This window comes from Erwinia sp. B116 (assembly GCF_002865965.1).
GTDB lineage: Bacteria > Pseudomonadota > Gammaproteobacteria > Enterobacterales > Enterobacteriaceae > Erwinia.
This window is the reverse complement of record NZ_JRZZ01000019.1, coordinates 1-25,294: the sequence shown is the minus strand read 5'-3', so window position 1 is coordinate 25,294 and position 25,294 is coordinate 1. Positions and strand designations below refer to the sequence as shown.

22 protein-coding genes and 1 pseudogene are annotated in these 25,294 nt (G+C 59.3%); 6 read left to right on the top strand and 17 right to left on the bottom strand.

What is annotated here, in order from left to right; translation table 11 throughout:
• Together NV64_RS24090 and NV64_RS13975 are read right to left on the bottom strand one after the other, a co-directional pair.
• The coding region (locus tag NV64_RS24090) for a solute carrier family 23 protein (protein ID WP_304529224.1) at positions 1 to 254 on the bottom strand (254 nt) is incomplete at its 3' end.
• 347 nt (positions 255 to 601) lie between these two features.
• Positions 602 to 1,264, bottom strand: coding sequence for a glutathione S-transferase family protein (locus NV64_RS13975; RefSeq protein ID WP_056235165.1), 663 nt, complete (start codon positions 1,262 to 1,264; stop codon positions 602 to 604).
• A gap of 213 nt (positions 1,265 to 1,477) precedes the next feature.
• On the opposite strand from NV64_RS13975, the gene NV64_RS13970 reads away from it, so the two are divergent.
• A complete protein-coding gene (locus NV64_RS13970) occupies positions 1,478 to 1,858 on the top strand; it encodes a type II toxin-antitoxin system RelE/ParE family toxin (protein WP_056235161.1) in 381 nt (126 codons plus the stop codon).
• Entirely contained in the window at positions 1,839 to 2,171 is a 333-nt protein-coding gene (locus NV64_RS13965) for a helix-turn-helix domain-containing protein (protein ID WP_056235159.1), read from the top strand. Before NV64_RS13970 ends, NV64_RS13965 begins: the two co-directional genes overlap by 20 nt.
• A 37-nt stretch (positions 2,172 to 2,208) precedes the next feature.
• On the opposite strand, the gene soxR is transcribed toward NV64_RS13965, so the two are convergent.
• Positions 2,209 to 2,676 (bottom strand): redox-sensitive transcriptional activator SoxR, encoded by a 468-nt coding sequence (soxR, locus tag NV64_RS13960; protein ID WP_056235155.1) that lies wholly within the window; start codon positions 2,674 to 2,676, stop codon positions 2,209 to 2,211.
• A gap of 123 nt (positions 2,677 to 2,799) precedes the next feature.
• Here soxR and soxS point away from each other — a divergent pair, with 123 nt between their 5' ends.
• On the top strand, positions 2,800 to 3,225 hold the full coding sequence (gene soxS / locus NV64_RS13955; protein WP_056235152.1) for a superoxide response transcriptional regulator SoxS: 426 nt from the start codon (positions 2,800 to 2,802) through the stop codon (positions 3,223 to 3,225).
• On the opposite strand, the gene NV64_RS13950 is transcribed toward soxS, so the two are convergent.
• The 6 genes from NV64_RS13950 to NV64_RS24370 all read right to left on the bottom strand — a co-directional run bounded on the left by NV64_RS13950 (position 3,222) and on the right by NV64_RS24370 (position 10,825).
• On the bottom strand, positions 3,222 to 4,073 hold the full coding sequence (locus NV64_RS13950) for a GGDEF domain-containing protein (RefSeq protein ID WP_233208987.1): 852 nt from the start codon (positions 4,071 to 4,073) through the stop codon (positions 3,222 to 3,224). The genes soxS and NV64_RS13950 overlap by 4 nt on opposite strands.
• Before the next feature lie 25 nt (positions 4,074 to 4,098).
• Positions 4,099 to 4,521 (bottom strand): poly-beta-1,6-N-acetyl-D-glucosamine biosynthesis protein PgaD, encoded by a 423-nt coding sequence (gene pgaD, locus NV64_RS13945; protein ID WP_056235147.1) that lies wholly within the window; start codon positions 4,519 to 4,521, stop codon positions 4,099 to 4,101.
• Between the two features lie 4 nt (positions 4,522 to 4,525).
• Positions 4,526 to 5,854, bottom strand: a complete 1,329-nt coding sequence (pgaC, locus tag NV64_RS13940) for a poly-beta-1,6-N-acetyl-D-glucosamine synthase (protein WP_101506136.1) — start codon at positions 5,852 to 5,854, stop codon at positions 4,526 to 4,528.
• On the bottom strand, positions 5,851 to 7,860 hold the full coding sequence (gene pgaB / locus NV64_RS13935; protein ID WP_101506135.1) for a poly-beta-1,6-N-acetyl-D-glucosamine N-deacetylase PgaB: 2,010 nt from the start codon (positions 7,858 to 7,860) through the stop codon (positions 5,851 to 5,853). Before pgaB ends, pgaC begins: the two co-directional genes overlap by 4 nt.
• A gap of 11 nt (positions 7,861 to 7,871) precedes the next feature.
• Positions 7,872 to 10,271 (bottom strand): poly-beta-1,6 N-acetyl-D-glucosamine export porin PgaA, encoded by a 2,400-nt coding sequence (gene pgaA, locus NV64_RS13930; RefSeq protein WP_199177663.1) that lies wholly within the window; start codon positions 10,269 to 10,271, stop codon positions 7,872 to 7,874.
• Between the two features lie 422 nt (positions 10,272 to 10,693).
• Positions 10,694 to 10,825 carry a hypothetical protein gene (locus tag NV64_RS24370; RefSeq protein ID WP_255354428.1) on the bottom strand — a complete coding sequence of 44 codons (132 nt, stop codon included), beginning with the start codon at positions 10,823 to 10,825 and terminating at the stop codon, positions 10,694 to 10,696.
• 242 nt (positions 10,826 to 11,067) lie between these two features.
• Between NV64_RS24370 and NV64_RS13925 the strand changes: the two genes are divergently transcribed.
• Both NV64_RS13925 and NV64_RS13920 read left to right on the top strand, forming a co-directional pair.
• A complete protein-coding gene (locus NV64_RS13925) occupies positions 11,068 to 11,349 on the top strand; it encodes a YjcB family protein (protein ID WP_056235137.1) in 282 nt (93 codons plus the stop codon).
• Positions 11,350 to 11,950: 601 nt separating this feature from the next.
• Positions 11,951 to 12,346 (top strand): transposase, encoded by a 396-nt coding sequence (locus NV64_RS13920; protein ID WP_056235135.1) that lies wholly within the window; start codon positions 11,951 to 11,953, stop codon positions 12,344 to 12,346.
• A gap of 136 nt (positions 12,347 to 12,482) precedes the next feature.
• On the opposite strand, the gene NV64_RS13915 is transcribed toward NV64_RS13920, so the two are convergent.
• Both NV64_RS13915 and dld read right to left on the bottom strand, forming a co-directional pair.
• Entirely contained in the window at positions 12,483 to 12,926 is a 444-nt protein-coding gene (locus NV64_RS13915; RefSeq protein WP_101506133.1) for a DUF3828 domain-containing protein, read from the bottom strand.
• A 216-nt stretch (positions 12,927 to 13,142) separates the two neighbouring features.
• Entirely contained in the window at positions 13,143 to 14,834 is a 1,692-nt protein-coding gene (dld, locus tag NV64_RS13910) for a D-lactate dehydrogenase (protein ID WP_101506132.1), read from the bottom strand.
• 642 nt (positions 14,835 to 15,476) lie between these two features.
• Between dld and NV64_RS13905 the strand changes: the two genes are divergently transcribed.
• Positions 15,477 to 16,880 (top strand): amino acid permease, encoded by a 1,404-nt coding sequence (locus NV64_RS13905; RefSeq protein WP_233208986.1) that lies wholly within the window; start codon positions 15,477 to 15,479, stop codon positions 16,878 to 16,880.
• A gap of 746 nt (positions 16,881 to 17,626) precedes the next feature.
• Here NV64_RS13905 and gdhA read toward each other — a convergent pair.
• The 6 genes and pseudogenes from gdhA to NV64_RS13875 form a co-directional block, all read right to left on the bottom strand.
• Entirely contained in the window at positions 17,627 to 18,970 is a 1,344-nt protein-coding gene (gdhA, locus tag NV64_RS13900) for an NADP-specific glutamate dehydrogenase (RefSeq protein WP_101506130.1), read from the bottom strand.
• Between the two features lie 536 nt (positions 18,971 to 19,506).
• Positions 19,507 to 20,820, bottom strand: a complete 1,314-nt coding sequence (locus tag NV64_RS13895; protein WP_101506129.1) for a c-type cytochrome — start codon at positions 20,818 to 20,820, stop codon at positions 19,507 to 19,509.
• A 4-nt stretch (positions 20,821 to 20,824) separates the two neighbouring features.
• Complete coding sequence (locus tag NV64_RS13890; RefSeq protein WP_056235121.1) at positions 20,825 to 22,594, bottom strand: GMC family oxidoreductase; 1,770 nt, start codon at positions 22,592 to 22,594, stop codon at positions 20,825 to 20,827.
• A 23-nt stretch (positions 22,595 to 22,617) separates the two neighbouring features.
• The gene (locus NV64_RS13885; protein WP_101506128.1) at positions 22,618 to 23,346 is read right to left on the bottom strand and encodes a gluconate 2-dehydrogenase subunit 3 family protein; all 729 of its coding nucleotides are present in this window, start codon (positions 23,344 to 23,346) and stop codon (positions 22,618 to 22,620) included.
• Positions 23,347 to 23,692: 346 nt separating this feature from the next.
• A complete protein-coding gene (locus NV64_RS13880; RefSeq protein ID WP_101506127.1) occupies positions 23,693 to 24,715 on the bottom strand; it encodes a LacI family DNA-binding transcriptional regulator in 1,023 nt (340 codons plus the stop codon).
• Between the two features lie 380 nt (positions 24,716 to 25,095).
• Positions 25,096 to 25,294 (bottom strand): annotated as a pseudogene (locus NV64_RS13875) (MFS transporter); the annotation flags it as partial.

Sequence of the window (25,294 nt, the reverse complement as noted above, 5' to 3'; positions counted from 1 at the left end):
CCGATCGCCATCGGCAGGTTCGCCCACAGCCCCATCAGCAGCGAGCCAAAGCCCGCCACCAGACAGGTAGCCACAAACACCGCCGTTGGGGGGAAGCCGGCTTTACCGAGCATGGACGGCACCACAATCACCGAGTAGACCATCGCCAGGAAGGTCGTAAGTCCGGCAATAATTTCCTGACGCACGCTGCTGCCGCGTGCAGAAATTTTAAACCAGGCGTCCAGGCCGCCGGCCGGTTGAGAAGGAGTCGACATGATAATCCTCTGAGATTTCTTATGAGTTATTGCTGCGCGGTATCGCGGGCAGAGCCGCGATCGACGTTTGCATCCCTGGCACAATAGTCGCGGTGCAGCGGACCTCAGGGAGAGGCGCTGGCCGGATAAAGGCAAACGTTTACTATTTTCACGCAAAAAAAGCCCGGCCGTGATGAGACCTGAAACGATTCACGGAAAGGCAAACGATTATCCAGCCTTTAATGAGGTATTTTCAACACCTGTTCACGTGATTTTTTGCCGGATGGCAGTCAGCCGTTGCGCAACGCCGTTACACAGAGAGGGTAACGGCGAAAAGCCAGGGTGCGAAATAGCCCTTTCTTATGGGTTCAGGATAGCGTGAGTTCACCACCCTGCTGCACCGCACGCTGCCAGGCCTCCCGCGCCTGCACCTTCTGCAGCCAGGCCTGAATCGCCGGGGACTCTTTACCGCCGCCGCGCGCGCTGAGCGCCTGCAGCGGGAAGCTCATCTGCACGTCGGCAATGCTGATGCGGCTGCCGGCGAACCACGCATGTTGCGTCAGGTGCTGTTCGATAAACTCGCGATGGGTAACCAGCTGCGGGTTGAGATAGCCTTTCTGTACGCCCGCGCCAAAGGCGCTGCCAACCGGGCGCAGCAGCCACGGCACCGGCGGTTTCCCCATACGGCCGAAGATCAGCTTCATGACCAGCAGCGGCATCAGCGAACCTTCCGCGTAGTGCAGCCAGTAGCGCGCCTGCAGCTGCTCCTCTTCATCGGACAGCGCCAGCTTTTGTTGCGGATCGTAGCGGCTGGCCAGGTACTCAAGGATAGCGCCGGACTCGGCCACAACCCGGTCACCATCGGTAATCACCGGCGATTTGCCCAGCGGATGGATTTTTTTCAGTTCAGGTGGGGCCAGCAGCGTGCCCTCACGCTGGTAGCGGCGGATCTGGTACGGCACCTCCAGCTCTTCCAGCAGCCACAGGATACGCTGCGAGCGCGAGTTATTCAGATGGTGAACGGTGATCATAGTGGCTCCTGTTGTGTGCCCGGCATAAAAACGTCGGTAACGTCTGAGTATAGGTGACGACGTGCCAGCGGTAAGATTTGAATGAGGGTCACATTTTCGCTGCACCCATCCGCGTTGAAGTCGTCGTTTCACCGAAAAGCCCTGCCGCCAGATTGTCCTTTATACCTGTTCAGGTATGGTGATAATATCACCACAAGGTAAAAGAACAGGGAGATGGGTACACAGGGAGAAAGGCCGTTAATCTGGCTGGGCAGCAGTAAAAAAGATTTGATGTCGCTGCCCACCGCGATCCAGCGTTTTTTTGGCTTCGCACTGGATTTTGCCCAGCGCGGCGAAAAACACGACAGCGTGAAGGTTCTTAAGGGATTTGGCAGCGCCGGTGTTCTGGAGGTCGTGGAGGATGATATTGGCGGTACTTACCGCGCGGTCTATACCGTTAAGTTTTCTGAAGCCGTGTTCGTACTGCATGCTTTCCAAAAGAAGAGTAAACAGGGAATCATGACGCCAAAAGAGGATATGGAGATCGTTCGAATTCGTCTCAAGGTGGCAGAAACCATTGCTCAGGAGTTAAGAAATGAAAAAGACAGTCATTGACGGTATCACCGTTGAGCAGGGTTCAGGCAACGTGTTCGCCGACCTGGGGTTACGCGACGCGGAGAAGCACAAAATTAAGTCTGGGCTGGCCATTGAAATCATCAAGTCGATCCGGCGGCTGGGGCTGACCCAGGCTGCCGCTGGCGAACGCATGGGTATCAGTCAGGCCAAGGTCTCCAATCTGCTGCGTGGTGACTTTACTCACCTCTCGGAGCGTAAGCTGATGGAGTGCCTTAACCGGCTCGGTTGTGATATTGAGATTGTGATTACCCCCTCCTCCTCACCGATTGGTCACCTCAAACTGGCCATTTAACGCCCCGGCGCTCCTGCTCTGATCGTCCAGGGCCGCCTCAGCCGCCCTTCACATCCAGCAGGATCGCGCCGGTGCCCTGCTCGCTCAGCCGGTCGTTCGGGTTGCGCAGCGGGCAGTCCTGCATCGACAGGCAGCCGCAGCCGATGCAGCCGTTAAGATCGTCGCGCAGATGAGTGAGGGTTTCAATGCGCCGGTCCAGCTCGTCACGCCACTGCTGGGACAGCACCGCCCACTCTTTTGGCGACATGCGTTTGTCCGCCGGGTACTGCATCAGGCTGTCGCCGATGGTCGCCAGCGGGATGCCGATACGCTGGGCGATCTTGATCACCGCCACCCGGCGCAGTACGTCACGGTGATAGCGCCGCTGGTTGCCGGCATTGCGGTGGCTGCTGATTAAGCCTTTACTTTCATAGAAATGCAGCGCGGAGACCGCCACGCCGCAGCGCTGGGCTACGTCGCCGGGGGTCAGTTCGCGCTTGTTCGGCGTGGTACGAGTTTTTTTCATTTAGCCCTTTACCTCAAGTTAACTTGAGGAATTATACTCAGCCACCATTGATACCGCGAGGGCTAACGCCCCTGTTGCTCATTTTTTCCGCCAGCGTGGCGCAGAGACCCGGGAGAAACCTGTATGCATGACGAGATCATCAGCACCCTGACCGACTGGATCGATAACAATCTGGATAAGACGCTGTCGATTGATGAAGTAGCCGCAAAATCGGGGTATTCGAAATGGCACCTGCAGCGGATGTTCCGCGCCATCACCAAACAGACGCTGGGGAATTATATTCGCGAGCGCCGCCTGACCCTGGCAGCAGAAGCGCTGCGTCAGACCCAGCGGCCGGTGTTTGATATCGCCATGCAGTACGGCTACGACTCGCAGCAGACCTTTTCCCGCGTGTTCCGCCGCCAGTTTATGCAGACGCCCACCGCCTATCGTCACCATATGCGCCGCCAGGCGCTGGCACGCAGCAGCTGGAGCTTTGACTGCAGTGACTATCCGGCGGGCGGTTTTGCCCAGCGCATCGCCGATCAAAACAGCCCGGCGCGTAATTAAGCCTGCCGCGAGGCAACCATTCTATGCGGTGCCGCGTTTGTCGCGCAGCAGGACGGTGACAGATACCAGCCGCCGCCTGACGCTTTAACGTGATACATCGCCGCGTCGGCCTGCGCCATCAGCGCCTGCACGCTGCTGTGATCTTTCCCCTGCGCCGCGCCGACACTCAACGACTGCACAACCCGGGTGCCGTCCTGCAGCACGATCGGCTGTGCCATCGCGGTGATAATATCCTGCGCCACCCGTGCCACCTGATCCGGCCGCTCAACGGTCGCCAGCAGCACCGCAAACTCATCGCCGCCCATCCGCGCCACCAGGTCGTCACGCCGCAGCCGCGCGCGCAGCCGTCGGCCGGTCTCCTTCAGCACCCAGTCCCCCGCCGCATGGCCGTACCGATCGTTAATCTGCTTAAAGCGATCGCCATCAATAAACAGCACCACCATCCGCTCGCGGCACCAGGGCTCCTGCCACAGCGAGGCCAGCTGGTGTTCGAAGGCGGCCCGGTTCGGCAGGCCGGTGAGCGGGTCGTGCAGCGCCTTGTGCGCCAGCGAGGCGTTCTCGCTTGAAAGCTTCTGCTGCCAGCTCTCCAGCTCCGCATGCAGCCGGCGCGACAGGAACCAGGCCAGCAGCGCCACCACCAGCAGCATGGCGCTCAGCAGCAGCAGCACCAGCCAGATCGCATCAGGGGCGGTTTCCCCCCTCTGCGGCTGCGACATTCTCATCGCCAGCAGCGAGACGCTGCCAAACAGCAGCGCTACGCCGACCATCAGCAGATGCATACGCTGAACCTGTTTACGAATGGTCGGGACGCCCGGTGAAAATGCGCTCCCGGTGCGACGGTTTTTCATCATAGGTTCCTCAGTTGCCGCGCCGTTAACGGCGGCCCCGCAGGGCTTCCACCCCGGTAATGCGTCCCTGGCGATCGTGGGTGACCCGCAGCAGATCGTTACTGCTGAGTACGCTGACGTCGCTTTCACTGATGGCAAAGCTCTCCGCCACTTCGTCCGGATCCAGACCCGGGCGGCGGCGGCGGCGCTCGGTGCGAAAGCGCAGCTGGTTGTACTTGGCCCAGCCGATCAGCACCAGCGCGTTAAACAGCGCGATAGCAAAATAGAGCGTCAGGGTATCCATTCCCGAGCTCAGCGGCCGCGGGCCGCCGTAAGGCGTTGAGTGCAGGATATGCAGCAATCCGGTGACAAACAACCAGATAAATCCGCACCACGCCAGCAGCGTGAGCAACAGGTCGATGAATCGCGGCAGCCAGCTGCGCGCGGTGAATATCAGCGGTGAAGCCATAGCGTTATCCTTTTTCTATCCCGCGATCGGGGCTTTCCCAGCGCGCGCGGCGCTGGCGCGAACGCAGCATCACTTTCGGGAACGACACCAGGGTGGTAAACAGGCTCAGCATCCAGTAGACCAGCGGATACCAGATCACCCAGAACAGCGAGTTGCCGAGCCTGGGCTCATAGCGGCGCTCGATCAGCAGGCTGACGCTGAACTGCAGCAGACAGGTCACCGCCAGTACCATGCCGGTAAACTGCGGTGGGAACAGATCGTAGACGCGGATATTGTCCGGCAGCGGCATCACCAGCCCCAGCAGAAACAGAATGATGCTCACCGCGTAGGTAAAGGCCCAGATGGTGGAGAAGCTGAACTCAAAGAACAGCACCCACATCCGACGGTACTCCCACGACCAGATATGCCGCAGGTTTTTCAGAAACACCTCGGCACCGCCCTGCGCCCAGCGCAGCCGCTGCTGCCACAGGCCTTTTACGGTCTCCGGCATCAGGATCCAGCACAGCGCGCGCGGCTCGAAAAACACCGACCAGTGGCGCAGCTGCAGCTTCCAGCTGATATCGATATCTTCGGTGATCATCTCCGGGCTCCAGTAGCCCACTTCCGCCAGCGCGCGGCGGCGGAAGGCGGCCACCACGCCGGAGACGGTAAATACCTGGCCATAGACGCGCTGGGTGCGTTTGATCAGGCCAATAATTGAGGAGAACTCCCCAACCTGGATACGGCCAATCAGCGTTGAGCGGGTGCGGATACGCGGGTTGCCGGTGACGGCGCCCACGCGCGGGTTATCCAGCAGCGGGGCCACCAGCCAGGCGGCGGCGTCACGATCCAGCAGGGCGTCACCATCAATACAGACCAGGAAGTCGCTGCGTGCCGCAGCGGCCCCGGTTTGCAACGCGATGGCTTTGCCCTGGTTGGCGGCCAGATGAATCACCCGCAGGCGGGAGAATTCCGCCGCCATCTGGTCGAGGATCTCGCCCGTGTCATCTTTGGAACCATCGTTAACGGCTATCACTTCCAGCCTGGCATAACGCTGGTTCAGCGCGGCCTCCAGCGTTTCGCGCACGTTGGGACCTTCGTTATAGCAGGGCACGATCACCGAGATCAACGGATTGCCCGCCAGCTCAGGGGCCGGCGCGTCTTTGCCCCACGCCCAGTGCCGTTCGCGGTAGAACCAGAAATAGAGCCCGCCGGTCATCCAGATCCCGGACATAAACAGCGGCCAGAAGAACACGAAGTTCAGCATCACCTCACCGGTATAGATCAGGGTGATGCCAAACGGGATACTCAGCACCAGGCAGAGTATCAGGAACGCAAGAAGACGATCGATCATGGCAGCGGATACCAGGTTGAAGAGAACACGGGACGGATGTCGTTCAGCGCAGGCCGGTTATTCAGAAAATCATCCGGATAGTAGCCAAAGCTCTGAGCGCCGCTGGTCTGCAGCTGTTTCATCCAGTCGGCCAGCTGTTCACCGCTGAGCGCACCCTGCGCTTCCGGCTGGCGCCAGTCGCGCGACTGCAGTTCAAACACGGTTTTCTGCAGCGCGCCCGGGCGCAGCGCCACGGTGGTCACCAGCTTATCCAGCCAGGCCAGGCCCTGCCCCTGCGGCACCTGCTCCATCAGCGGCATCGCCATCGGCGCGACCCAGTCGTAGGTTTGCAGGAAGTCGTCGAGGTTCTGCGCAAACCAGGCCTCGCTCTCCGGCTCAAGGATCGGCAGCGCGAAGATGTTGCGCGCGGTCTTCACCTGCGGCCCGCGAATAGCCCGCACATCGGCGGCCAGCTGACGGGTAAAGTCGACCAGCGTACGGCTTTTAAAGCGGGTCCAGCGCTGCATCATCGCCGGGTCCTGACGAATAGCGGCGATCGAGGCCGGGAAGCCGGCGGCCTGATAGGCCTGCAGCGCGTCCGGGCTGGCGTCTTCGTCGTCGCCCAGCAGCGCATCATCGTGGAAAATGATGCCGGAGAACGCGGCATGGGCGGCCAGATCCTGGTAAATCTCGCGAATACGCCGGCACGCTTCCGCGCTGAACGGCGACAGCCGCTGATACTGCTGCGCATCCACCGTGGTCTGGCCGGTTTTCAGGTCGACCTTCGCCACGCGCGGCAGCGATTTGTCGAGATCGAAGGCCAGCACCGGCATCCACGCATAGACGCTGGCATGAGTCCGGGTACTTATCTGCCACGCTACCCGGTTGAACAGGTCGGCGCGTACCGGCAACCAGCGGTTGGGGAAGTAGAGCTGTTTAACGTTGCCGTCGCCGTCCGGGTCGGCAAACGCCTGCAGGAATACCGTGCTGGCACCGGTGTCGGCCACCCGCTGGATCAGCTTGTCGAGGTTGCGCGACTGCTGCTGCGGGTCTGCATCGTAGACGTAATCGAGATCGACGTGCAGCACGCGCATCGGCGCTTTTTCCTGCACTTCGGCAATGCGCTGCGAGAAGCTGTAGAGGCCTGGGTTGTTGCCGATCAGCAGGCGCGGCACGTTGTCGAGACGGTCAACCGAGGCCAGCCCTTCATTTAAGGTCAGCGCCATCTGGTAGCCCTGCTGACGAACAATGCTCAGCGCTTCACCACCGGCGGCACCGTAAGGCCACACCCAGACGCGCGGCGCTTTGCCGGTGACTTCGGTGATTTTTTGAGTGATTTTCGTTACGTCTTCACGCACGCGCTGGCGGTAGGCGTCCCCGCTCTCATACGCGCCCTGTTCACGGCTGTAGCTACGGTTCACCGCAAACGGCTCGCTGTTACCCTGCGGGTTAGAGACCGCGCCTTTGTGCTGGTCCCAGGTGTGCGCGCCGATTTCCACCAGCCCGGAGCGCGACATCTCGGCAATCTGCTGCCAGGTGGCAAAGCGGTCACGCGGGGTGATCAGCCCGCCGAAGTTGACCGGCTGGCCGACCGGGGTGCTCACCCAGCTGCCGACCGGGGCCAGCACCGCGTGCCACTGGTACGCCTGCAGCAGCGGCCAGACCCGGCGATAGAAACTGCTGTAACCGTCGTCAAAGCTGAGCAGCACCGCTTTTTCCGGCAGCGGCGCGCCGCCGTCGCGGGCGGCGAGGATCTGGTCGACCGACACCGGCCGGTAGCCGTTTTCACGCAGCCAGGCAAACTGTTCGTTAAGCGCGTCGCTGCGCACCGACAGGTAGCGCTGGTCGGCCCCGCCGTCTTCAACGTCGTGGTAAGCCAGCACGATAAAGTGATTTTTCGGCCAGGGTTTTTCCGCCGCCAGCACCGCGCGCTGGGCGGGCGGCGTAAAACGCAGCGGCCCGGTCTGGCTGCAGGCGCTCAACAGCAGCGCCGCGAGGGACAGGGAGAGAAGAGTAAACAGGCGCATCGATCGGCCCCTCAGAATCGGTAATTCATGTCAAAAGACACGGAAATATTTTTTTCGCGCACGCCGTCATACGGGCGTTTGTCCCAGCTCAGCGTCACGCCGCTGTCCAGTACGTCGTTCCAGCGCACCCGCTGGCCGTAGCTGACGCGGGTGACCGCACCGGCCTGTTGGCCCTGCTGCCAGTAGCGGCCGGCACCCGCCTCTATCTGCTGACGCCATTCGGTCTGATAGTGGCGGTACAGCAGGTGATCGAGCGTGATGCCAGGCACCAGCGACAGATCGCGTGACGGGCTGTAGTAAGCGCCGTCGGTTTTGCTGTTGCTGCTGCCGCTGAGGCTGGGGGTAAAGTCGAGGCTGTAACGGGCCGCGGTAAACAGACGCTCTTTGCCTGCCAGCGACCACTCCAGCCGCCGGTTGCCGTCGGAGAACCACGAAGGTGACAGCGTCGCCTGCCACTCACGGCGCTCGCTCTGCCGCCAGCGGGCAAACAACGAGCCGCCGTCGACCGTCACGCCGTCGCGCAGCGCCCGCAGCGGTGCGTTGCGCATCAGCCGTTCGGCCGATCCTCCCACCCGCCACCGGTCGCTGAGGTCATGCCAGCCCGCCAGACGCAGGCCGGTTTTAGTGCCGCTGCCGTAGCGCTGGCCGTTCAGCTCCAGCTCCGCCCAGTTGTCGCGGGCGCGATACTCCACCCCGCCGCGCACGCTGCGGTTCAGCGCCTTGCCTTCGCGGTACTCGCTGTCGGCAAAGGCCAGACCGCTGAACAGCCGCCAGTTCTCTTCGATCGGCGGCCCGTAGAGCAGTGCGTCCAGCGAAAAGTCATTCGCGCCGCTGACCGGACTGTCGGAGTCGATACCGTGTTCGGCGTTAATCCGCAGTTGGTAATAGCGGTGGACGTTACGCAGGCGATCGAGCCGCTGCGCGCTGCGGCTTTCCGGCTGGCGGGCCAGCACGTCGTCGGCCAGCAGATCGGCCTGATGCCACTCCTGCAGCGCCAGCGCGGTTTGCGCCTGCTGGCTTTCCAGCGCCTGGTTGCGTGGCTCCAGGCTTTCGGCACGCTTGAGCAGCGCTTCCGCCTGGCGCGGCCAGCCGCGCATCAGCAGCACGCCGGCCAGATCGGTCTGCAGGCTCTGATTTGCCGGGGCGGTCTGCGCCAGCTTTTCGGCCCGCTGCTGCGCGAGGGGCAGATCGTCGTTGAGCACCGCCGCCTGCACCTGCATCTGCCGGGCACTGAGCCAGCGGTCGTTCGGCTGTGGCACCGGCGATCCGTAAATGCGCAGGTAATAGGGGGTGATTGCGGCGTACTCGGCGCTCTGCTGGCGCGCTTCTTCGGCCTGTTCGGCTTCGGCATGGGCGTAGAACAGATTATCCTGCTCGCGGCGGGTCAGCATACCGATCTCGCCTTCACGCCGGACCGACTGGTAGAGCGCTACCGCCTGCTCAGGCTGATGCAGATAGAGGTACGCTGAAGCCACCCAGCGGCGGGCATAAGCCGGCACTTCGGCCCCACCGGCGCTCAACTGATGATACTCGTCGATCGCTTTTTGCATCTGACGGCGGGCGACCAGCGCACCAAGGCGGTCGATACGGGCACGGCGAACGTCGCCTGCCGCCTCCGGTTGCAACTGCCACGCCTGCAGCAGCCGCTCATAGCCGGCCAGCGCCCGATCGGCCACGCTGAAGCGTTCGGCCTCGCTGCGGCTGGCGCTGAAGGCGATACGTACCTGCTCCGCCAGCGCGTCGCTCTGCAGGCGACGCAGTTCGGCGGCGGCGGGCTGGCTCTGCCCGCTTGCGCGCAGGGCCTCGCCGCTGACCCGGTTAAGGGCAAGCGCAGAGACGTAATTTTGCTGCACGTTAAGCAGGCCGGGGTAACGCGTTTCCGCCTGACTGGACGACTGCAGGGCATCCCAGCGCAGCCCGGCGGCCCGCTGGGCGTAGGCGAGATCCAGCCAGTGCTGCGCGGTATCTCCCTGCTGCCGCCGCTGCTGAGCCAGACGCAACGCTTCGGCACGCTGCCCGGCGTCGGCCAGCGTCATAATGTAGCCGCTGTGCAGATCGTCATTAGCCGGCTCCGCGGCCAGCGCAGAGCGCCAGACGGACAACGCCGGCTGCCACTGTTTCAGGTTACGCAGCCCGCGGGCCGCGGCCTGCTGCCCACGTACCGGCAGCGTAACCTGCTGATAGCGCTGCCAGGTGGCCACCACCTGCCGGTCGTCACCCGCCCAGCCGGCGATCTGCAGCCAGTCGGCAATCTCACTGGCGGTGAGATCGCGGTGAGCCGCCTGTTGCGGGAAGAAGGTCAGTGCAGGAGCGCTGTTGCCTGCACGTGCCATGGTAATCAGCTCATCGTAGTGCCGATCCTGCGCCAGCGTAAACGGCGGCACTAAGCCCAGCGCAATGCACAAAGCCACGCGCGCAGGCCGTGCACGGCGCAGCGGATTCAACCTGGTAGTAAAAGTAAATAACACAGAGGCTCCTTTATTATTAACCCAGTCCATTGGAGTATTATTTTTATTGACGCACGATTAGTGCATAGATCTAAATTTAGATCAGGCAATGATGAGAAAATGATACCGATATTTCAGTTCTGAAAAAAAATCCTACACGGGGTTGGTTAATCGTACAACTTTTACCATGATAGGATTCATCTTAAATCATACAAAACTTGACGATTAGCGAGTGGGTCATGTAAATAAAAATCATATAAATCATGGCATTATATTAATGCATATGGTTTACGCCGTAAAACGATCGCTTGATAATAGAACCCGGCACTGCCGGAAAAACTTGTACAAAGTGAAATTTTCTCTCACTGAAATTTCGCAGCAATAAATTAGTCTGCCATGATCTCAACCGGCAGATATAAAACTGTCATGACAGCGTCCATTTTCAGTGCTGGCAAGGAATCACCTGTGGCCAGCAGCAATTTAATTTCCTTAATGACTTTCGCCTGTAAACATTCCATATCATATTCCTGCCCTAATGTTTTATTTCGCACCCCTGTTACCGATCGCCCTTAGGGACGAGGCGGCGAAAAAATGGGCATTTGCAAGCTAAAAATTGTTCAAAAAAATAATCCAGATGGTACAATGTGACCGCCATCACACTTTACCCCCGTATTCGATCGGAAAGAGCCCTCCTGGCTGCTCTCCTCCGCCAGCTGGTGGCACTTTTTCCTGTCAGGTCTGTTATTGCGGAGTGTTAAGAATGGGTACGATTACCGCCAGCGTGCTGCTGATGAGGTGGGAGCTGTTAAGCGCAGTGATGATGTTTCTGGCCAGCACCTTCAACGTGAAGTGTCGCCAGGCCAGCCGCAACGCGATGGCGTTTGTTTTCACCGGTATCGGTATCGGCATGTCGTGCTGGTTCGTCACCGGCCTGCTGGGCATCACGCTGAGCATGGAAAACCTGCACAACTTCTGGCACATCACCAAAGAGGTGTTTGTTGACGTGATGAGCCGCACGCCACCCGAGTGGCCGCTGCCCTGAGCCTGATGCCTGACGGGCCGCATCGGGTGCTGCACAACCTGGCAGCATTCGGCGGCCCCGGCGCGTCTTGCCCGCTGACAATCTGATTTCGTCCTGAATCTCCCCTGTTATAAACCACAGATAATAGCGCGTAGAGTGGATTAGCCGATCCGCGATGAATACGCTCAGGCATTTTCCGGCCGTTACCCTGACTCACCCAACGCAGGGAGGAGTGCGCGGTTGCCCCGAAGATGGCGGATGGTATCAGCCAGCGTTACTTTATTTTCTGGATGACGGCTTTTCTGAGCCTAATCGCGATGCCTGTCTGGTGCCCACCCTTCTTCACCACTGCAAAAAATAATATAATTTATCCATTAAAATCTTATATTTAGATTTAAAAAATCCAGCCTTTTTCGTGTTTAAACGCCGTTTAATTCGGCAAGGCCGCGTGTTTTAATCAGCAGGAAAAAATCTCATTATTTTGTGAATCCGGTCTGTTTCACATGCAATGTCGATTATTAGAATCGCACTTACATTTATACCAGGTTAATATCCCGATACAGTTAAGATATATAAATAAATTATTATCACTCCGGCATAATTAAGCAAGGTAATCGCATTAATGAGAAAGTCACGTTATACCGAAGAACAAATCACCAGTGCTATTAAAGCATCGGAAAACGGGTCCCGGACGAAAGACATTTGTGACTCGCTGGGCATCTCTGAAGCGACCTTCTACAGCTGGAAGAAAAAGTATGCCGGGCTGGATTCGGAACAGGGAAGGAAAATCAGAGAATTAGAGGAAGCGCTGCAGAGCCTGAGCCGTGAACTGCAGCAGCTGGCGGGCGACAAAGAGATGCTCCAGGGCGTGGTGAAGAACTTTTTCAGCACCGGCGATAAACGCCAGGCGGTTAATTTCCTGCAGGAAACTTACCAGATTGGCACCCGCCACAGCTGTCGCCTGCTGGATATCAGCCGCAGCGTTTACCACTATTCCTGTCACTGTGAAAATCATTGACGTTGCCCGACGGCTGGCACCCTCCAGCCGGACGTAAAAAGACACGTTATCAATACTTAATGTTAACCGGACAGATAATCACCAGCGCCGCTGAAAGCACGCGCGGTGCTAATCATTCTTCTGCGCACCCGTTGCGTTAACGGGTGGGAGATTCCAGCTGCACGTCATCAATTTTCCAGCCGTCGCGGTCGTGGGTCAGCGTCACCAGCAGCTGTTGCCGATCGGCCGGATCGCGACCCAGCACCACCTCGCCGCTGGCCTGATTACCGTTGAGGGTAAAATCACTTACGCTGACGTTATTGACCCAGCCGTCGCTGTAATCCTGATCCTGTAAGAAGTAGTCGTCATCCATCCCCTGCGGGCTTTTGATCAGCAGCGTGATTTTTTTCAGCAGCCGTTCGGTAACGTACTCTTTTAACAGCGGGTCGTGCTCATCAATCGGGCTCTCTTCATGGCTTAACGCCGTCAGATACCAGTTGTAAAAAGCCAGGCTGGTCCCCTGCGGGTCGGCGTTATGCTCTGCCGCCAGCGTCTGGAAGGCCATTGTTGATGCCAGCAGCATCAGCCACCACTTTTTCATGCAAACCATCCCGAATAACCTTTGCCACCCCTTTCGCTCCCTCACTCTGCCGTCAGCCTCCTGGCTGCCAGTGATTGTATTGAAATTACGCAGCGAATCCAGCCTGCAGCGCACCCGCTGCCCCGCTTTTGCCACTTTTTTTATTGCAGGGTTATGCAGGCCGCGGCCGCAGGCAACGTTTCGTTACCCGCGGCCCGCGGCGACTGATGCGACAGGTCAGGCCCAGTGCTTGTTTTTGCTGGTTTTACCGATGCCGGGGTTACAGCTGTTGGTGGGATCAAGCTGATGGAAGTGGTGCTGATGCTCTTCCGAGGCGTGATAAAGATGGCCAATATTATGTTCGGCCGGATACTTCGCCCCGCGCTGGTCGAGATACGCCAGCACCGCCTGTTTAAACTGCGCGCCGTCCACACCGGGTTGCAAAATATAGTCCTGATGGTTGACCAGGCAGAAGAAGTGGCCGCAGCAGGACTCTTCAAGCACCTGCGCCTGCAGCTCGGCGGGCAGCTCGATACGCCACTGGGTGTCGTTACGGCGCAGCGCCACGTCAAAGGCGATCAGGCGCTGGTCGGTGTTAATGCCGTGGGCATCGCAGTAAAACACCGTGCAGGCGCCGACGCCAAAGCGCACCAGGAACGCGTCACGCTGTTCCGTCTCATCGCAGTGGAACCACTCGCCGTTGTGGCCGCTGAAAAAGACGGTCAGCAGCCGGTGCATTTGCGCCACCTCACTGTGCGCCACCTTAATCATCAGGTGATGCTCATAGCGACGGTGCCAGGAGAGCAGCCGCGGCGCAATGCCGGAGGGGGTAATGCGGTTGCCCAGCTGGATCAGCTTATCGATGGTGTTCTGCGGCAACAGGTTGAGCTTTTTCACCCACGCATCCCAGCGGGCCTTCTTCGCCATCAGCCCGGGCAGCGCCGCCGGGCCCAGCCGCCGGATAGACAGCAGCATATGCCGCGCGTAACGCAGGGTCAGGCGGAAGGCGTTGCGGTGGATATATTCGGCCTGAACCGGCAGCTGCTCCATGTTCTCAATCAGATAACGGCGCAGCGCCAGCAGCACCTGCTCATCGTTGGTGCCGAGGTAGAAGGTATCCTCCTGCTCGCTGGCGTCAAAGGTGGCGAGGCGAACGGCGAAGACGATCACCTTACCGGCGCAGCCAGCGCTGTCGTGCAGGTACTGCGGATTACCGTTAAAGCGCGTCGGCGTTACCGCATCAACATCCTTGATCACCGACGCATAGTCATCGGCCCAGATCTTCCCCGCCCAGTCCGGCGCGCTGCCGGTGGTATAGCTGCCGGCCTGCAGATTGGCGATCATCGCCTCCGGTGTTTCGCCGAGATCGATCCCCAGGTGATTAATCAGCTGCAGCTCACCCGCGTCGTTAATGCGAGCAAACAGTGATTTTTCGGTAAACGCCGGGCCGCGCTGCAGCAGTGAACCGCCGGAGTTATTGCAGATGCCGCCGACCACCGACGCGCCGATACAGGAGGAACCAATCACCGAGTGCGGCTCTTTATGGTGAGGCTTCAGCGCCGCTTCCAGTTCGGTCAGGGTGCTGCCGGGGAAGGCGATCGCCTGCCGTGCATTATCGATCACCTGCACCCCTTTAATCTGCCGGGTGCTGACGACGATCACCGGCCGGTCATAATCATCGCCGTGCGGCGTGGAGCCACCGGTGACGCCGGTGTTGGACGCCTGCATCAGAATAATGGTGTCGTTCTGCTGGCAGACCTGCAGCACCTGCCACAGCTGCAGCAGGGTTTGCGGCACCGCCACGGCCAGCGCGTCGCCGTGGCCAACGCGGAAGCCTTTGCAGTAATACGCTTTCTTGTAGCTATCGGTGATCAGCTGGCCTGAACCAACCACGTCGCTCAGCTGTTGAAGGACTGTAGAGTGTTGCATCGTCGCGCTGCCGCTCCCTGGAACTGAAGTTATGCGCAAAGAGTGTACCGGGGGGTGAGGTTGAGAGCCAGCGTTGCGTTTTGCTGCGCGAATTGTGCCGGGTAATAAAGTGATTTATCCGGCCTCAGGCGCTCACAGCCATCACTATCTTCCGCCATACCCCCCTGGTCCGGCGTGAATATCGCTGTCGCCGCCGCCATCGGCGGGGAAAATTTTTCCACCTGACTTTTTCGCTATCGGTGAATAAATAGTTAGAATTTTCTCAGGTATAGGGAAAGCATTTTTATGCAAAAAATATGCAGTTAAAATGCATAAGGATAATTATTCACTTGTTTTTCAGAATCTTGAATGTGATCAAAAAGTGAATAAAAGCGCTTTACACTGTGTTGACATTGTTACTCCGCACGGCCAGAGTTAGGCCACCTGACCCACCCTGCGGATTAACGCTCACGGGTTAACGGGCAGATCGTGACACTGAGTCGTGGCAAGTTCCCGACGATTTCCTTAAGCAGTCCATCCGGCTGCTTCTCTGGCCAATGACGACGCTCTGCGTCTTCCTGTCGCGTTGACCATGTTGAACCCCCATCGTTGCGGGACGGCCTGATGTTGCCCGCTGACCGCGAAAATAGTGAGAGGATGCTTATGTCTGACCCGACGGATGCGCAGCAGGAACTGCATCGTGGCCTCAGTTCGCGCCATATTCAGCTGATCTCCCTTGGCGGTGCAATCGGCACCGGCCTGTTTATGGGCGCAGGAAAAACCATCGCCGTCTCCGGCACCTCGATCCTGATCACCTACGTGGTGGTGGGTTTCTTTATGTATATGGTGATGCGGGCGATGGGCGAAGTGCTGCTGAGCAAGCTGTCGTATCGCTCATTTGCCGACTTTGTTGCCGACTACCTCGGCCCGAAGGCCAGCTTCTATCTCGGCTGGTCCTACTGGCTTAGTTGGGTGGTGACCTGCATTGCCGACGTGGTGGTATGCGGCGGCTACGTGCAGTACTGGCTGCCGGAGCTGTCGCCGTGGATCCCGGCGCTGCTGACCCTCGGCATCCTTTGCCTGCTTAACCTGCTGGCGGTGAAAATGTTCGGCGAAACCGAATTCTGGTTCGCGATCGTTAAGATTATTGCCATCGTGGCGCTGATCGTCACCGGGGCCTGGATGATTGCCACCGGCTGGATGTCGCCGGACGGCGTGCAGGCCTCGCTGCATAACCTTAGCGACCCGGCGGTGTTTATGCCCCACGGGGTGATCGGCTTCTTTGCCGGCTTCCAGATCGCCATCTTCGCCTATACCGGCGTCGAGCTGCTGGGCACCATGAGCGCCGAAACCCGCTCGCCGGAGACCGTGCTGCCAAAAGCGATTAAATCAATTCCGCTGCGCATTATCATTTTCTACGTTCTGTCGATGGTGGTGATCATCGCCGTGACCTCCTGGCAGCATATCTCGCCGGACACCAGCCCGTTCGTCACGCTGTTTGCCAAAGCGGGCCTGCCGGCGGCGGCGGCGATCATTAACTTTGTCGCCCTGACCTCGGCGATGTCGTCGGCCAACAGCGGCGTCTACTGCAGCACCCGCATGCTGTACGGCCTGTCCGTCGAGAAGCACGCCCACCGGCAGTTCCGCATTCTGTCGCGCTCCACCTCAATTCCGGTACGCAGCCTGCTGTTCACCTGCTTCTGCATGTTTATCGGTACGCTGCTGCTGTTCCTGGTACCCAACGTGATGACGCTGTTCACCGTCGTCTCGACCCTGGCCGCTATTCTGGTGATCTATACCTGGGCAATGATCCTGATTGCCTACCTGGTCTACCGCAGGCGTAACCCGCAGGCGCACCAGCGTTCGACATTCAAAATGCCGGCGGGCATTACCATGAGCTGGCTGACGCTGCTGTTCTTCCTGTTTTCACTGGTAGTGATGGTGTTTGACCCGGACACGCTGCTGGGCCTGGTGGCGATGCCGTTCTGGTTTGTGCTGCTTGAAGGGGTGTGGCGGCTGAAACAGCGCCGCGAACGGGACGTGCTGAAGCTGGAAACCAGCCGCTGAGCCGGGTGCGGTTTTCTACCTTCAGGCACTCTGAACGTAAAGCGAAGGGAACCTGTACACGGAGCAAAGCATCGCGTGCGGGGGATGACAGAAGTCGCTGCAGGTTTCGCCGCCCGTCCTCGCGGCTGTAATCGCTTTACGTGCGGGTCGCTGCCGGTTCGCGTGCCCGGCGTATCGGGTATATCCGGAACGCGGACACGCTGTAAATACGTCCATGTACGCTCGGCGCCGGCCATCCCTGGCCGTCGACGGTCCGCTAACCCGGATATACCCGATTGCCCGAACGTTCTGATGTTGCTGCCACAGTCCGTCGATCACTGAACCCGCAGATGATGTCATCTGCAGACAACGCAAACGCAGCGATTTAAGTCAGGCACGATGTTAACGGTTTTTTACCTTCAGGCGACTCAGAACGTAAAGCGAAGGGAGCCTGTACACGGAGCAAAGCATCACGGGACAGGGATGTCCCGTGCTGAGCTGTCATGGATGACGTTTTTTGCGTCTTTGCGGAGTGTACAGGCTCCCTGAGCCGGGTACGGACTTAACGGTTTTCCCACAGGCGACTCAGAACGTAAAGCGAAGGGAGCCTGTACACGGAGCAAAGCATCACGGGCCAGGGATGGCCCGCGCTGAGCTGTCAGGGATGACGTTTTTTGCGTCTTTGCGGAGTGTACAGGCTCCCTGAGCCGTGCACACTGTTAAAACAAACGCCGCTTTTACGCTTTTACGCTTTTACGCTAAAAAGATTACAGCACGCCCTGTGCCAGCATCGCGTCCGCCACCTTCACGAAACCGGCGATATTGGCACCGTGTACGTAGTGGGTCTGCTTACCTTCACCACCGTACTCAACGCATGAGTGGTGGATGTCCAGCATGATGTGCTGCAGGCGGATATCCACCTTCTCAGCCTTCCAGCTCAGACGCGCGGCGTTCTGCGCCATCTCCAGACCCGAAGTCGCCACGCCACCGGCGTTAGCCGCTTTGCCCGGTGCGAACAGCACACCGGCATCCAGGAAGGCATCGGTCGCCTGAATAGTGGTTGGCATATTGGCGCCTTCCGCTACCGCCTTCACGCCGTTGGCGATCAGCAGTTTAGCTGCGGGCAGATCCAGTTCGTTCTGGGTGGCGCACGGCAGCGCGATATCCACCGCCACGCCCCACGGCTGCTGGCCTTCAAGGTAAGTCAGACCGCGCTCGCGGGCATAGTCTTCCACCGTGCCGTAACGCACGTTTTTGATATCGGCCAGATGCGCCAGCTTCTCGGTGGTAAAGCCCTCTTCATCCACCACGGTACCGCGGGAGTCAGACACGGTGACCACGCGCGCGCCCAGCTCCAGCGCTTTTTCGATCGCGTACTGCGCCACGTTACCGGAACCGGAAACCGACACGCGGCTGCCTTCAAAACCGAGGCCGTGACGCTTGAGCATCGCTTCGGTGAAATAGACCAGACCATAACCGGTGGCTTCCGGGCGGATCAGACTGCCGCCAAAGGTCAGCCCTTTGCCGGTGAACACGCAGGCGGTGTTATTGGAAAGCTTTTTCATCATGCCGGACATAAAGCCGACTTCGCGGCCGCCCACGCCAATATCGCCCGCCGGGACGTCGGTGTCCGGCCCCAGGTGACGATACAGCTCGGTCATCAGCGCCTGACAGAAGCGCATCACTTCCGCGTTGCTTTTGCCTTTCGGGTTAAAGTCAGAACCGCCTTTACCGCCGCCCATTGGCAGGGTGGTCAGGGCATTTTTAAAGGTCTGTTCAAAACCGAGGAACTTCAGAATCGACAGGTTGACCGACGGGTGGAAACGCATGCCGCCTTTGAACGGACCAATCGCCGAGCTGAACTGGACGCGCCAGGCGCGGTTAACATGTACCTGACCTTTGTCATCGGTCCAGGCGACGCGGAACTGAATCAGACGCTCTGGTTCCACCAGACGTTCCAGCAGCCCCTGATCCTGGTAGCGTGGGTTCTGCTCAATGAACGGCCACAGCGAGGTGAACACCTCACGAACCGCCTGCAGGAATTCCGGCTGGTGTGGGTCGCGCTGTTGCAGAGAGGTAAGAAACGACTCCAGAGAGTTATAACCTTTCATTACTGATTCCTTATGCCAGATGTGCGTCCGCTGACGGGCTTGACTGTTTTTTTAATAGTCAGCGGGGTGATTATTGTGCGTCGTCGACTATATCACCGCTTTTTGCCCGTACAATAAAAAACTTATGACCCGCAGGCTGCTGAAATACCTGCTAATTACGGGGTTTTCTATCTCATAACCATAACGGATTAGCGACCGAAGTCAGTGATGGCGCGGCCTCAGGCACGTTTTCTGCTACCGGAAACAATCCAGTCAGAACCTAAAGACGCCAGATAAAAAAATTATTGCAAAACAGTGGCCTGGACAATGACATAAGAATTTATTATGACGATTTTTCTGCGATGAAACATAGTGATACCCGAAAACGACGCCATTAGCGTCTGCAGCCATAGCGGCAAAAACTGCGACGACAAGCAGCCAGCACTGGAGAAACGCAGACATCAGCGACGCTGGGAACGGTGAGTACGGTAAGGACCGCAGGACGGTGACACATGCCTGAAACAGAGGCCCGCCGCAGAACGCGGCGGGCCTGAAGGTTACTTCATCGCTGGCGTCTGCAGCTTCTGCAGTGCCCCGGTCTGCTTGCGCATCTCTGCCACCTGTTTCGCCGTAACTTCCGCGCCCTGGTTACCCCAGCTGTTACGCACGTAGTTCAGCACTTCAGCAATCTGCCGGTCGTCCATCTTCCAGTCGAACGCGGGCATCCCGGCGGCCGTCTGCCGCTCTTCGGTGTGCGGCGCGCGGGCACCACGCAGCATGGCGTGGATCATATTGGTCGGGTTGTGCTGCATCGCCAGGTTGCCGGCAAACGCCGGCACCATGCCGGTGATGCCTTCACCCTGCAGGCCGTGGCAGGCCGAACAGTTAACCTCATAGCTCAGCGCGGCACGGCTCTTCAGCCCGTCATCCAGTACCATCCCCTGCGGGGCCGGCGTCTCTGACGGCTTCACGCCGCGCAGATAGTGGGCAATCGCCTGCAGATCGTCTCCGGTGAAGTACTGGGTTGAGTGTTCCACCGCTTCGGCCATTGGCCCCGCTGCCACGCTGATGCCGTTCGAACCGGTTTTCAGATAGTCGGCCACCTCATCCGTACTCCAGTTGCCGATACCCGCGTGCGGGTTCGGCGAGATATCCGGCGCATACCAGTCTCCGAGGCTGCCGCCCTGCAGATACGCGCTGCCGATCTCCCCGCCCAGCGCGTTGCGCGGCGTGTGGCAGACGCTGCAGTGTGCCGATCCGTCCACCAGATACTTACCGCGGTTCCACGCGGCGTCCTGCTCAGCATCCGGCTGGAAACCGTTGTTATCAAAGAACAGCAGGTTCCAGCCCGCCATCGCCAGACGGATATTGTACGGGAAGTGCATACCGGCGTTTTCATCCACCCGCTTGCTGCGCGAAGGGATAGCAGAGAAATATGCCCATAAATCATGCATATCCTCATCGCTAATCTGCGTGTAGGCGGTGTACGGCATCGCCGGGTAGAGGAAGCCTTTCTCACCGCGACCGTGGCGCACCGCGTTGTAGAAATCACGCTCGGTCATGCGGCCAATACCGGTTTCACGATCCGGCGTAATATTGGAGGTCTCCAGCGCGCCAAACGGCGTATCGATCTTGTAGCCACCGGCAAAATCGGCGTTATGGCAGGCGGCGCAGTCGGCCAGGCGCATCACGTATTCGCCGCGTTTAATCGCCGCCGGGTCGCTGCTTTTGAAATCGGCCAGCTGCACCTTATCGTCGGCGACCGCATTACGTGAGGTGTCCAGCACCGTCCACAGACGACCGGCCGCACCGATCCCGGCCAGCACGGCCAGCGCCGCCAGGCTGTATGCAAGTTTCTTTTTTATGCTCATCGGATTATGCCCCCACCAGCGGCGCAGGGTTTTTAACGTAAGTTTCATGGATGGCGCGCGCGGCGCGGATCGCCAGTGCACCGACGGTGACGGTCGGGTTATAGCCGCCGTTGTTCGGGAAGGCCGAGGCGCCAACCACGAACAGGTTGTGCGCGTCCCAGCTCTGCAGGTACGGGTTGAGCGCCGAGGTGGTCGGATCGCTGCCCATCACCGCCCCGCCGATGGTGTGTGAGCTGTGCTGCATATAGGGGTTCCAGCTCTTCTCTGACTGGTTATCCACCACCAGATGCTGGCCGCCGATCTCTTTCATGATATTGATGGCGCGATCGGTAATGTACTTTGCCATGCGGATATCGTTCTTGTTCCAGTCGAAGGTCATGCGCAGCAGCGGCTGGCCGTGGCGATCTTTGTAGAGCGGGTCGAGGTCGAGATACGCCTCGCGCACCGGCATTGAGGTGCCCTGGCAGAAGATAGTCCCTGCGGTCTGGTAGTCACGCGCGTAGCCCGCCTTCCACTCGCTGCCCCAGCGTTTGGTGCCCGGGCGCAGGCCGTCCATATTCTGGATCGGCCGCCCGTTGGTGGAGAAGCCCATAATCCCGGCACCGCCGATAAAATCGAGATGGCTGTGGTCGAAGTTATCGCCGTTGAAGTCGTCAATCTGCACCGCCAGCGCGCCGCCGCCGATAAACGGGTTCATATGCTCGTTATCGAAGAAGCCGGTGACCGATGAGCAGGTCTGATAGTTGTAGTTACGGCCGATGGTGCCACGACCGGTGTGCGGATCGTACTGCTCGCCGACGCCGGAGAGCAGCATCAGGCGCACGTTATCCATCTGGTAGGCGGTGAAGCAGACCACATCGGCCGGCTGGAAGCCTTCAGTACCCTCTTTGGTAATAAATTTCACGCCGGTGAGCGTTTTGCCGTCCTCATGCTTTACCGCGTGCAGCACTTCGGTGTCGGCCAGCAGGGTAAAGTTCGGGCGGCGCATCAGCGCGGGCAGGATACAGGCCTGCGGTGAGGATTTGGAGAAGTTGCCGCAGCCGTGAAAGTCGCAGAAGCCGCAGTAGGTGCACGGCCCCATGGTGACGCCAAGCGGGTTCACGTACGCCTGCGAAATGTTACCCGCCGGGACGGTAAACGGGTGATAGCCCATCCGTTCGGTGGTGGTGCGGTACTTGCGCATCCAGTGGGTGTCTTTCAGCGGTGGCGTCGGATACTCGCGCGTGCGTGAGCCTTCAAACACGTTGCCGCCGTGAATTTTTTCACCGTTGAGATTACCGGCCTTGCCCGAGGTACCGGCAATGCGTTCGAAACGGTCATAGTACGGTGCCATTTCATCATAGGTGACGCCCCAGTCCTGCAGCTGCAGGCCGGCCATTTTCGCCGCGCCGTAGCGCTCGCGGGTCTGGCTGGCGACCTCAAAGTCCCACGGCGAGAAGCGCCACGACATGCCCGCCCAGTGAGTTCCGGCTCCGCCCACGTTCCAGCCAAACTGGAAGGCCGACCAGTTGCGCACCGGCGCTGCCTCCTGATCCGGGCGGTTACGGAAGGTGGTGGTTTCCACGCTCATAGGCTGCATGATTTTTCGGCGGGTGTGCCAGCGCAGCTCGTCCGGATCTACCGCCGGTGGGAAGTCGGTGGAGGTATCACGCCATGCGCCGCGCTCAATCCCCACCACGTTCAGCCCGGCACGCGTTAACTCTTCGGCCATCACCGAGCCAGCCCATCCCATGCCGACAATCACTACGTCAGCCTTTGCTCTTATTTGCGACATTTGCTCTGTTCCTGCTGTTTTTATTAATCGTTCGGGATGAGGCTGACCGGAATCAGCTTTAAATCTTCGTTGTGGCGATCGACATACGGGCGATAGTCGTAACGCGCACCGGGGAAGCCAATCATTTTCCAGCCGGCCATATTTTTATTCCCACCGTAGATCGGATCGGCCAGATAGCCTTCACGGGCGTTGCGCAGCATTAACTCAAACAGCGCCTGGCTGTTAATATCACGGCCGAGATCGACAGCGCCTTTTTCCATGGCGGTGAGGAAGCCGTCGATCTGTTCAGCGTTCAGCGTATGCAGCGAGCCCTGATGATTTTTCTGCGCCCAGCTTTCCAGCGCCGACAGCCCGGTCAGGTAGCGTTCACGCGGTGGGGTAAGAAACTGCGGGCTGCCCATCAGCCGCTGCTCATTTTCCGGTTTCAGCGGACCGTCCAGATAGAGCGCGGCACCGGAGCCGTAGTCACCGGCCAGCTGGCTGTCGACGAATTCAATGCAGCCCGCTTCGGTGGCCGACGGGCCGTGGCGGTCAGCGGGGATCAGCCGGTCAAAGATCGCCGACAGATTTTTACGCGCCGTTTCATCGGTCAGCACCTGATAACCCTGTTGCCAGGCCGGTTGCGGCAGGTGGTCAGTATTCATCTGCGTGGCCAGCGGTACGTTGCGCAGCTCCTGCGCGGCCAGCTTCGGCGCGACGGCGAATGCCGCCGCGATAGAACTCAGCGAAAATATCGCCTCTCTGCGGTTCATAGTTTTTCCTTTACGACGGCGGCCAGCATGGCCGCGATTGCCCGACACCAAAAAAAGACGTAACGATCCCCACCCGGACCAGTGACTGGCTGTTCGGGCGTATTCCTGAGGTGAATTTTAATTACGACCAGCCCTACGCTGACGTATTCACGTTCGTATTATTAGCGTGCACGAGTGCGCACATTCTGTTTGGGTGCAGAGAGTATCAATAAACGCCCACCGTACCGGTTATCCCGTTAGCGGCTGGCGAATTATGCGCAGGGAGAAATACTACCCTGCATCTTTTATTATCAGCGGGATGCGTACGGCGGAACTTTCTCGCACCCCTTTGGTTATTACCGCGATATTACTCAACCGTTACCGGCAGATGGGAACGGCGGATCTTCAGTTCACCTTTGCGCCACGCTTCCGGTGGGCTGGCGCGCTCCTCAATCAGCCGGTTCAGCGACTCACCGGTCAGCGACTCAATCCCCTGGCTGTAGCTGGTCAGCTGATAGCTTTCGCTGCCGGCCTCTTCGATATCATCAAAGCCCACTACCGCAATCGTACCCTCGTTGCCGGTGAGGCGTAATGCATCCAGCACGCCCAGCGCCAGGATATCGTTTTCACAAAACAGTGCCTCAACGCGCTGCCCGGCCGGCACCGCCTGCAGATAGTCCAGCAGGGCCTGCATTGCCAGGTTACGGCTGTACTCCCCGGCGATCAGCAGGCGATCGACCGTTTTCCCGGCCTGCTGCAGCTGCTGCTGGTAGCCGTCATAGCGGTACAACTGGCTGCTCAGCGTATCCGGCCCCTTCATATAGCCAAAGCGCTTATATCCCTGCGCCAGCAGCAGTGACGCCACTTCAGCACCGGCCTGATGACCGTCGATATTCACCACTTCGATGTCTTCCACATCGCTGTTGCGGCACACCTGCACCAGCGGGATATGGTGCAGCTCATGTGCTATCGCAATCAGCTGGTCGGTCAGCACCGTGCCTAAAAACAGGATGCCGTCCACCTGCAGCTGGTCTGCCATCGCCATCACCGAGCGATAGTTTTCCCCGGTGGTGATGTTGAGGAGCAGTGCCATATAACCGCGCGCCTGCAGCTGTCGGGTGACCACATCCATCATCATCATTGAGTGCGGGTTCTGCATCTGGTCGATCACCACACCGATGATGTGGGTGCGCTTCTTCGACAGGCTGCGCGCCAGCAGGTTGGGCCGGTAGCCCAGCGCTTTCGCGGCGGCCAGCACCTTCTCGCGCGCCCGCCCGGAGACCGACGCCCCCGGCGTGAAGGCGCGTGATACCGTCCATTTAGACACACCCGCCATCGCCGCCACATCGCTGGCGGTGGCCTTGTGGCGCGTCTTTGTCTCTTTTGTCATAACACCTGCGTCCCAGTGTCCGAGTTACGTAACCCAGCATTGAACGCTAAACGCAGGGGAAAAGAAACCTTTAGCCGTGCTTCGCGCGGCCAATCCGTGACCACAGCGTTATCCCCTGTTAATGTTGCGATTATGTTCGATCTCTGCACCCGATTGCAATTATTTTTGCAATCGGGTGCAGAATATTGAAATTTTGTTATAGCAAGAAGGTGAGATGGCATAAAGGTGTGGGATCTTTGTTCATCCGTGTGCCGGGCATGCAGCCGACAGGGACAGCGGTCGGTCAGGCCAGACAGGATGGGCTGTCGTGGCCGGACGGGTGGGTGGTTGGTTGTCGCGTGTTCCATCCGCACTGGCTGGGGTGCGGATGCCGCTGAGGTTTAACGGAAAAGTGGGATGTTGCGCCAGGCCGTAAAGGTCAGCAGGCCGATGGCGGCGACGCCCCAGGCCATGGCGGCCAGCGTCCAGTGCGCGTACTGGTAGAGCGCCAGCAGCAGCAGCGGCAATGTGCTGGAACAGAGCGAGTAGGACAGATTGTAGATCAGCGAAATGCCGGTCACCTTCACCTGCGGCGGGAAC

What these genes read in the sequence shown, in the direction of transcription:
- gdhA (WP_101506130.1), bottom strand. Translation starts at nt 18,970, where the DNA reads ATGAAAGGTTATAACTCTCTGGAGTCGTTTCTTACCTCTCTGCAACAG.
- NV64_RS13905 (WP_233208986.1), top strand. Translation starts at nt 15,477, where the DNA reads ATGTCTGACCCGACGGATGCGCAGCAGGAACTGCATCGTGGCCTCAGT.
- NV64_RS13950 (WP_233208987.1), bottom strand. Translation starts at nt 4,073, where the DNA reads ATGAAAAACCGTCGCACCGGGAGCGCATTTTCACCGGGCGTCCCGACC.
- NV64_RS13975 (WP_056235165.1), bottom strand. Translation starts at nt 1,264, where the DNA reads ATGATCACCGTTCACCATCTGAATAACTCGCGCTCGCAGCGTATCCTG.
- NV64_RS13885 (WP_101506128.1), bottom strand. Translation starts at nt 23,346, where the DNA reads ATGAACCGCAGAGAGGCGATATTTTCGCTGAGTTCTATCGCGGCGGCA.
- pgaD (WP_056235147.1), bottom strand. Translation starts at nt 4,521, where the DNA reads ATGGCTTCACCGCTGATATTCACCGCGCGCAGCTGGCTGCCGCGATTC.
- NV64_RS13880 (WP_101506127.1), bottom strand. Translation starts at nt 24,715, where the DNA reads ATGACAAAAGAGACAAAGACGCGCCACAAGGCCACCGCCAGCGATGTG.
- soxS (WP_056235152.1), top strand. Translation starts at nt 2,800, where the DNA reads ATGCATGACGAGATCATCAGCACCCTGACCGACTGGATCGATAACAAT.
- NV64_RS24370 (WP_255354428.1), bottom strand. Translation starts at nt 10,825, where the DNA reads ATGGAATGTTTACAGGCGAAAGTCATTAAGGAAATTAAATTGCTGCTG.
- NV64_RS13915 (WP_101506133.1), bottom strand. Translation starts at nt 12,926, where the DNA reads ATGAAAAAGTGGTGGCTGATGCTGCTGGCATCAACAATGGCCTTCCAG.
- pgaB (WP_101506135.1), bottom strand. Translation starts at nt 7,860, where the DNA reads ATGCGCCTGTTTACTCTTCTCTCCCTGTCCCTCGCGGCGCTGCTGTTG.
- soxR (WP_056235155.1), bottom strand. Translation starts at nt 2,676, where the DNA reads ATGAAAAAAACTCGTACCACGCCGAACAAGCGCGAACTGACCCCCGGC.
- NV64_RS13890 (WP_056235121.1), bottom strand. Translation starts at nt 22,594, where the DNA reads ATGTCGCAAATAAGAGCAAAGGCTGACGTAGTGATTGTCGGCATGGGA.
- pgaC (WP_101506136.1), bottom strand. Translation starts at nt 5,854, where the DNA reads ATGATCGATCGTCTTCTTGCGTTCCTGATACTCTGCCTGGTGCTGAGT.
- NV64_RS13895 (WP_101506129.1), bottom strand. Translation starts at nt 20,820, where the DNA reads ATGAGCATAAAAAAGAAACTTGCATACAGCCTGGCGGCGCTGGCCGTG.
- NV64_RS13965 (WP_056235159.1), top strand. Translation starts at nt 1,839, where the DNA reads ATGAAAAAGACAGTCATTGACGGTATCACCGTTGAGCAGGGTTCAGGC.
- NV64_RS13920 (WP_056235135.1), top strand. Translation starts at nt 11,951, where the DNA reads ATGAGAAAGTCACGTTATACCGAAGAACAAATCACCAGTGCTATTAAA.
- NV64_RS13970 (WP_056235161.1), top strand. Translation starts at nt 1,478, where the DNA reads ATGGGTACACAGGGAGAAAGGCCGTTAATCTGGCTGGGCAGCAGTAAA.
- dld (WP_101506132.1), bottom strand. Translation starts at nt 14,834, where the DNA reads ATGCAACACTCTACAGTCCTTCAACAGCTGAGCGACGTGGTTGGTTCA.
- NV64_RS13925 (WP_056235137.1), top strand. Translation starts at nt 11,068, where the DNA reads ATGGGTACGATTACCGCCAGCGTGCTGCTGATGAGGTGGGAGCTGTTA.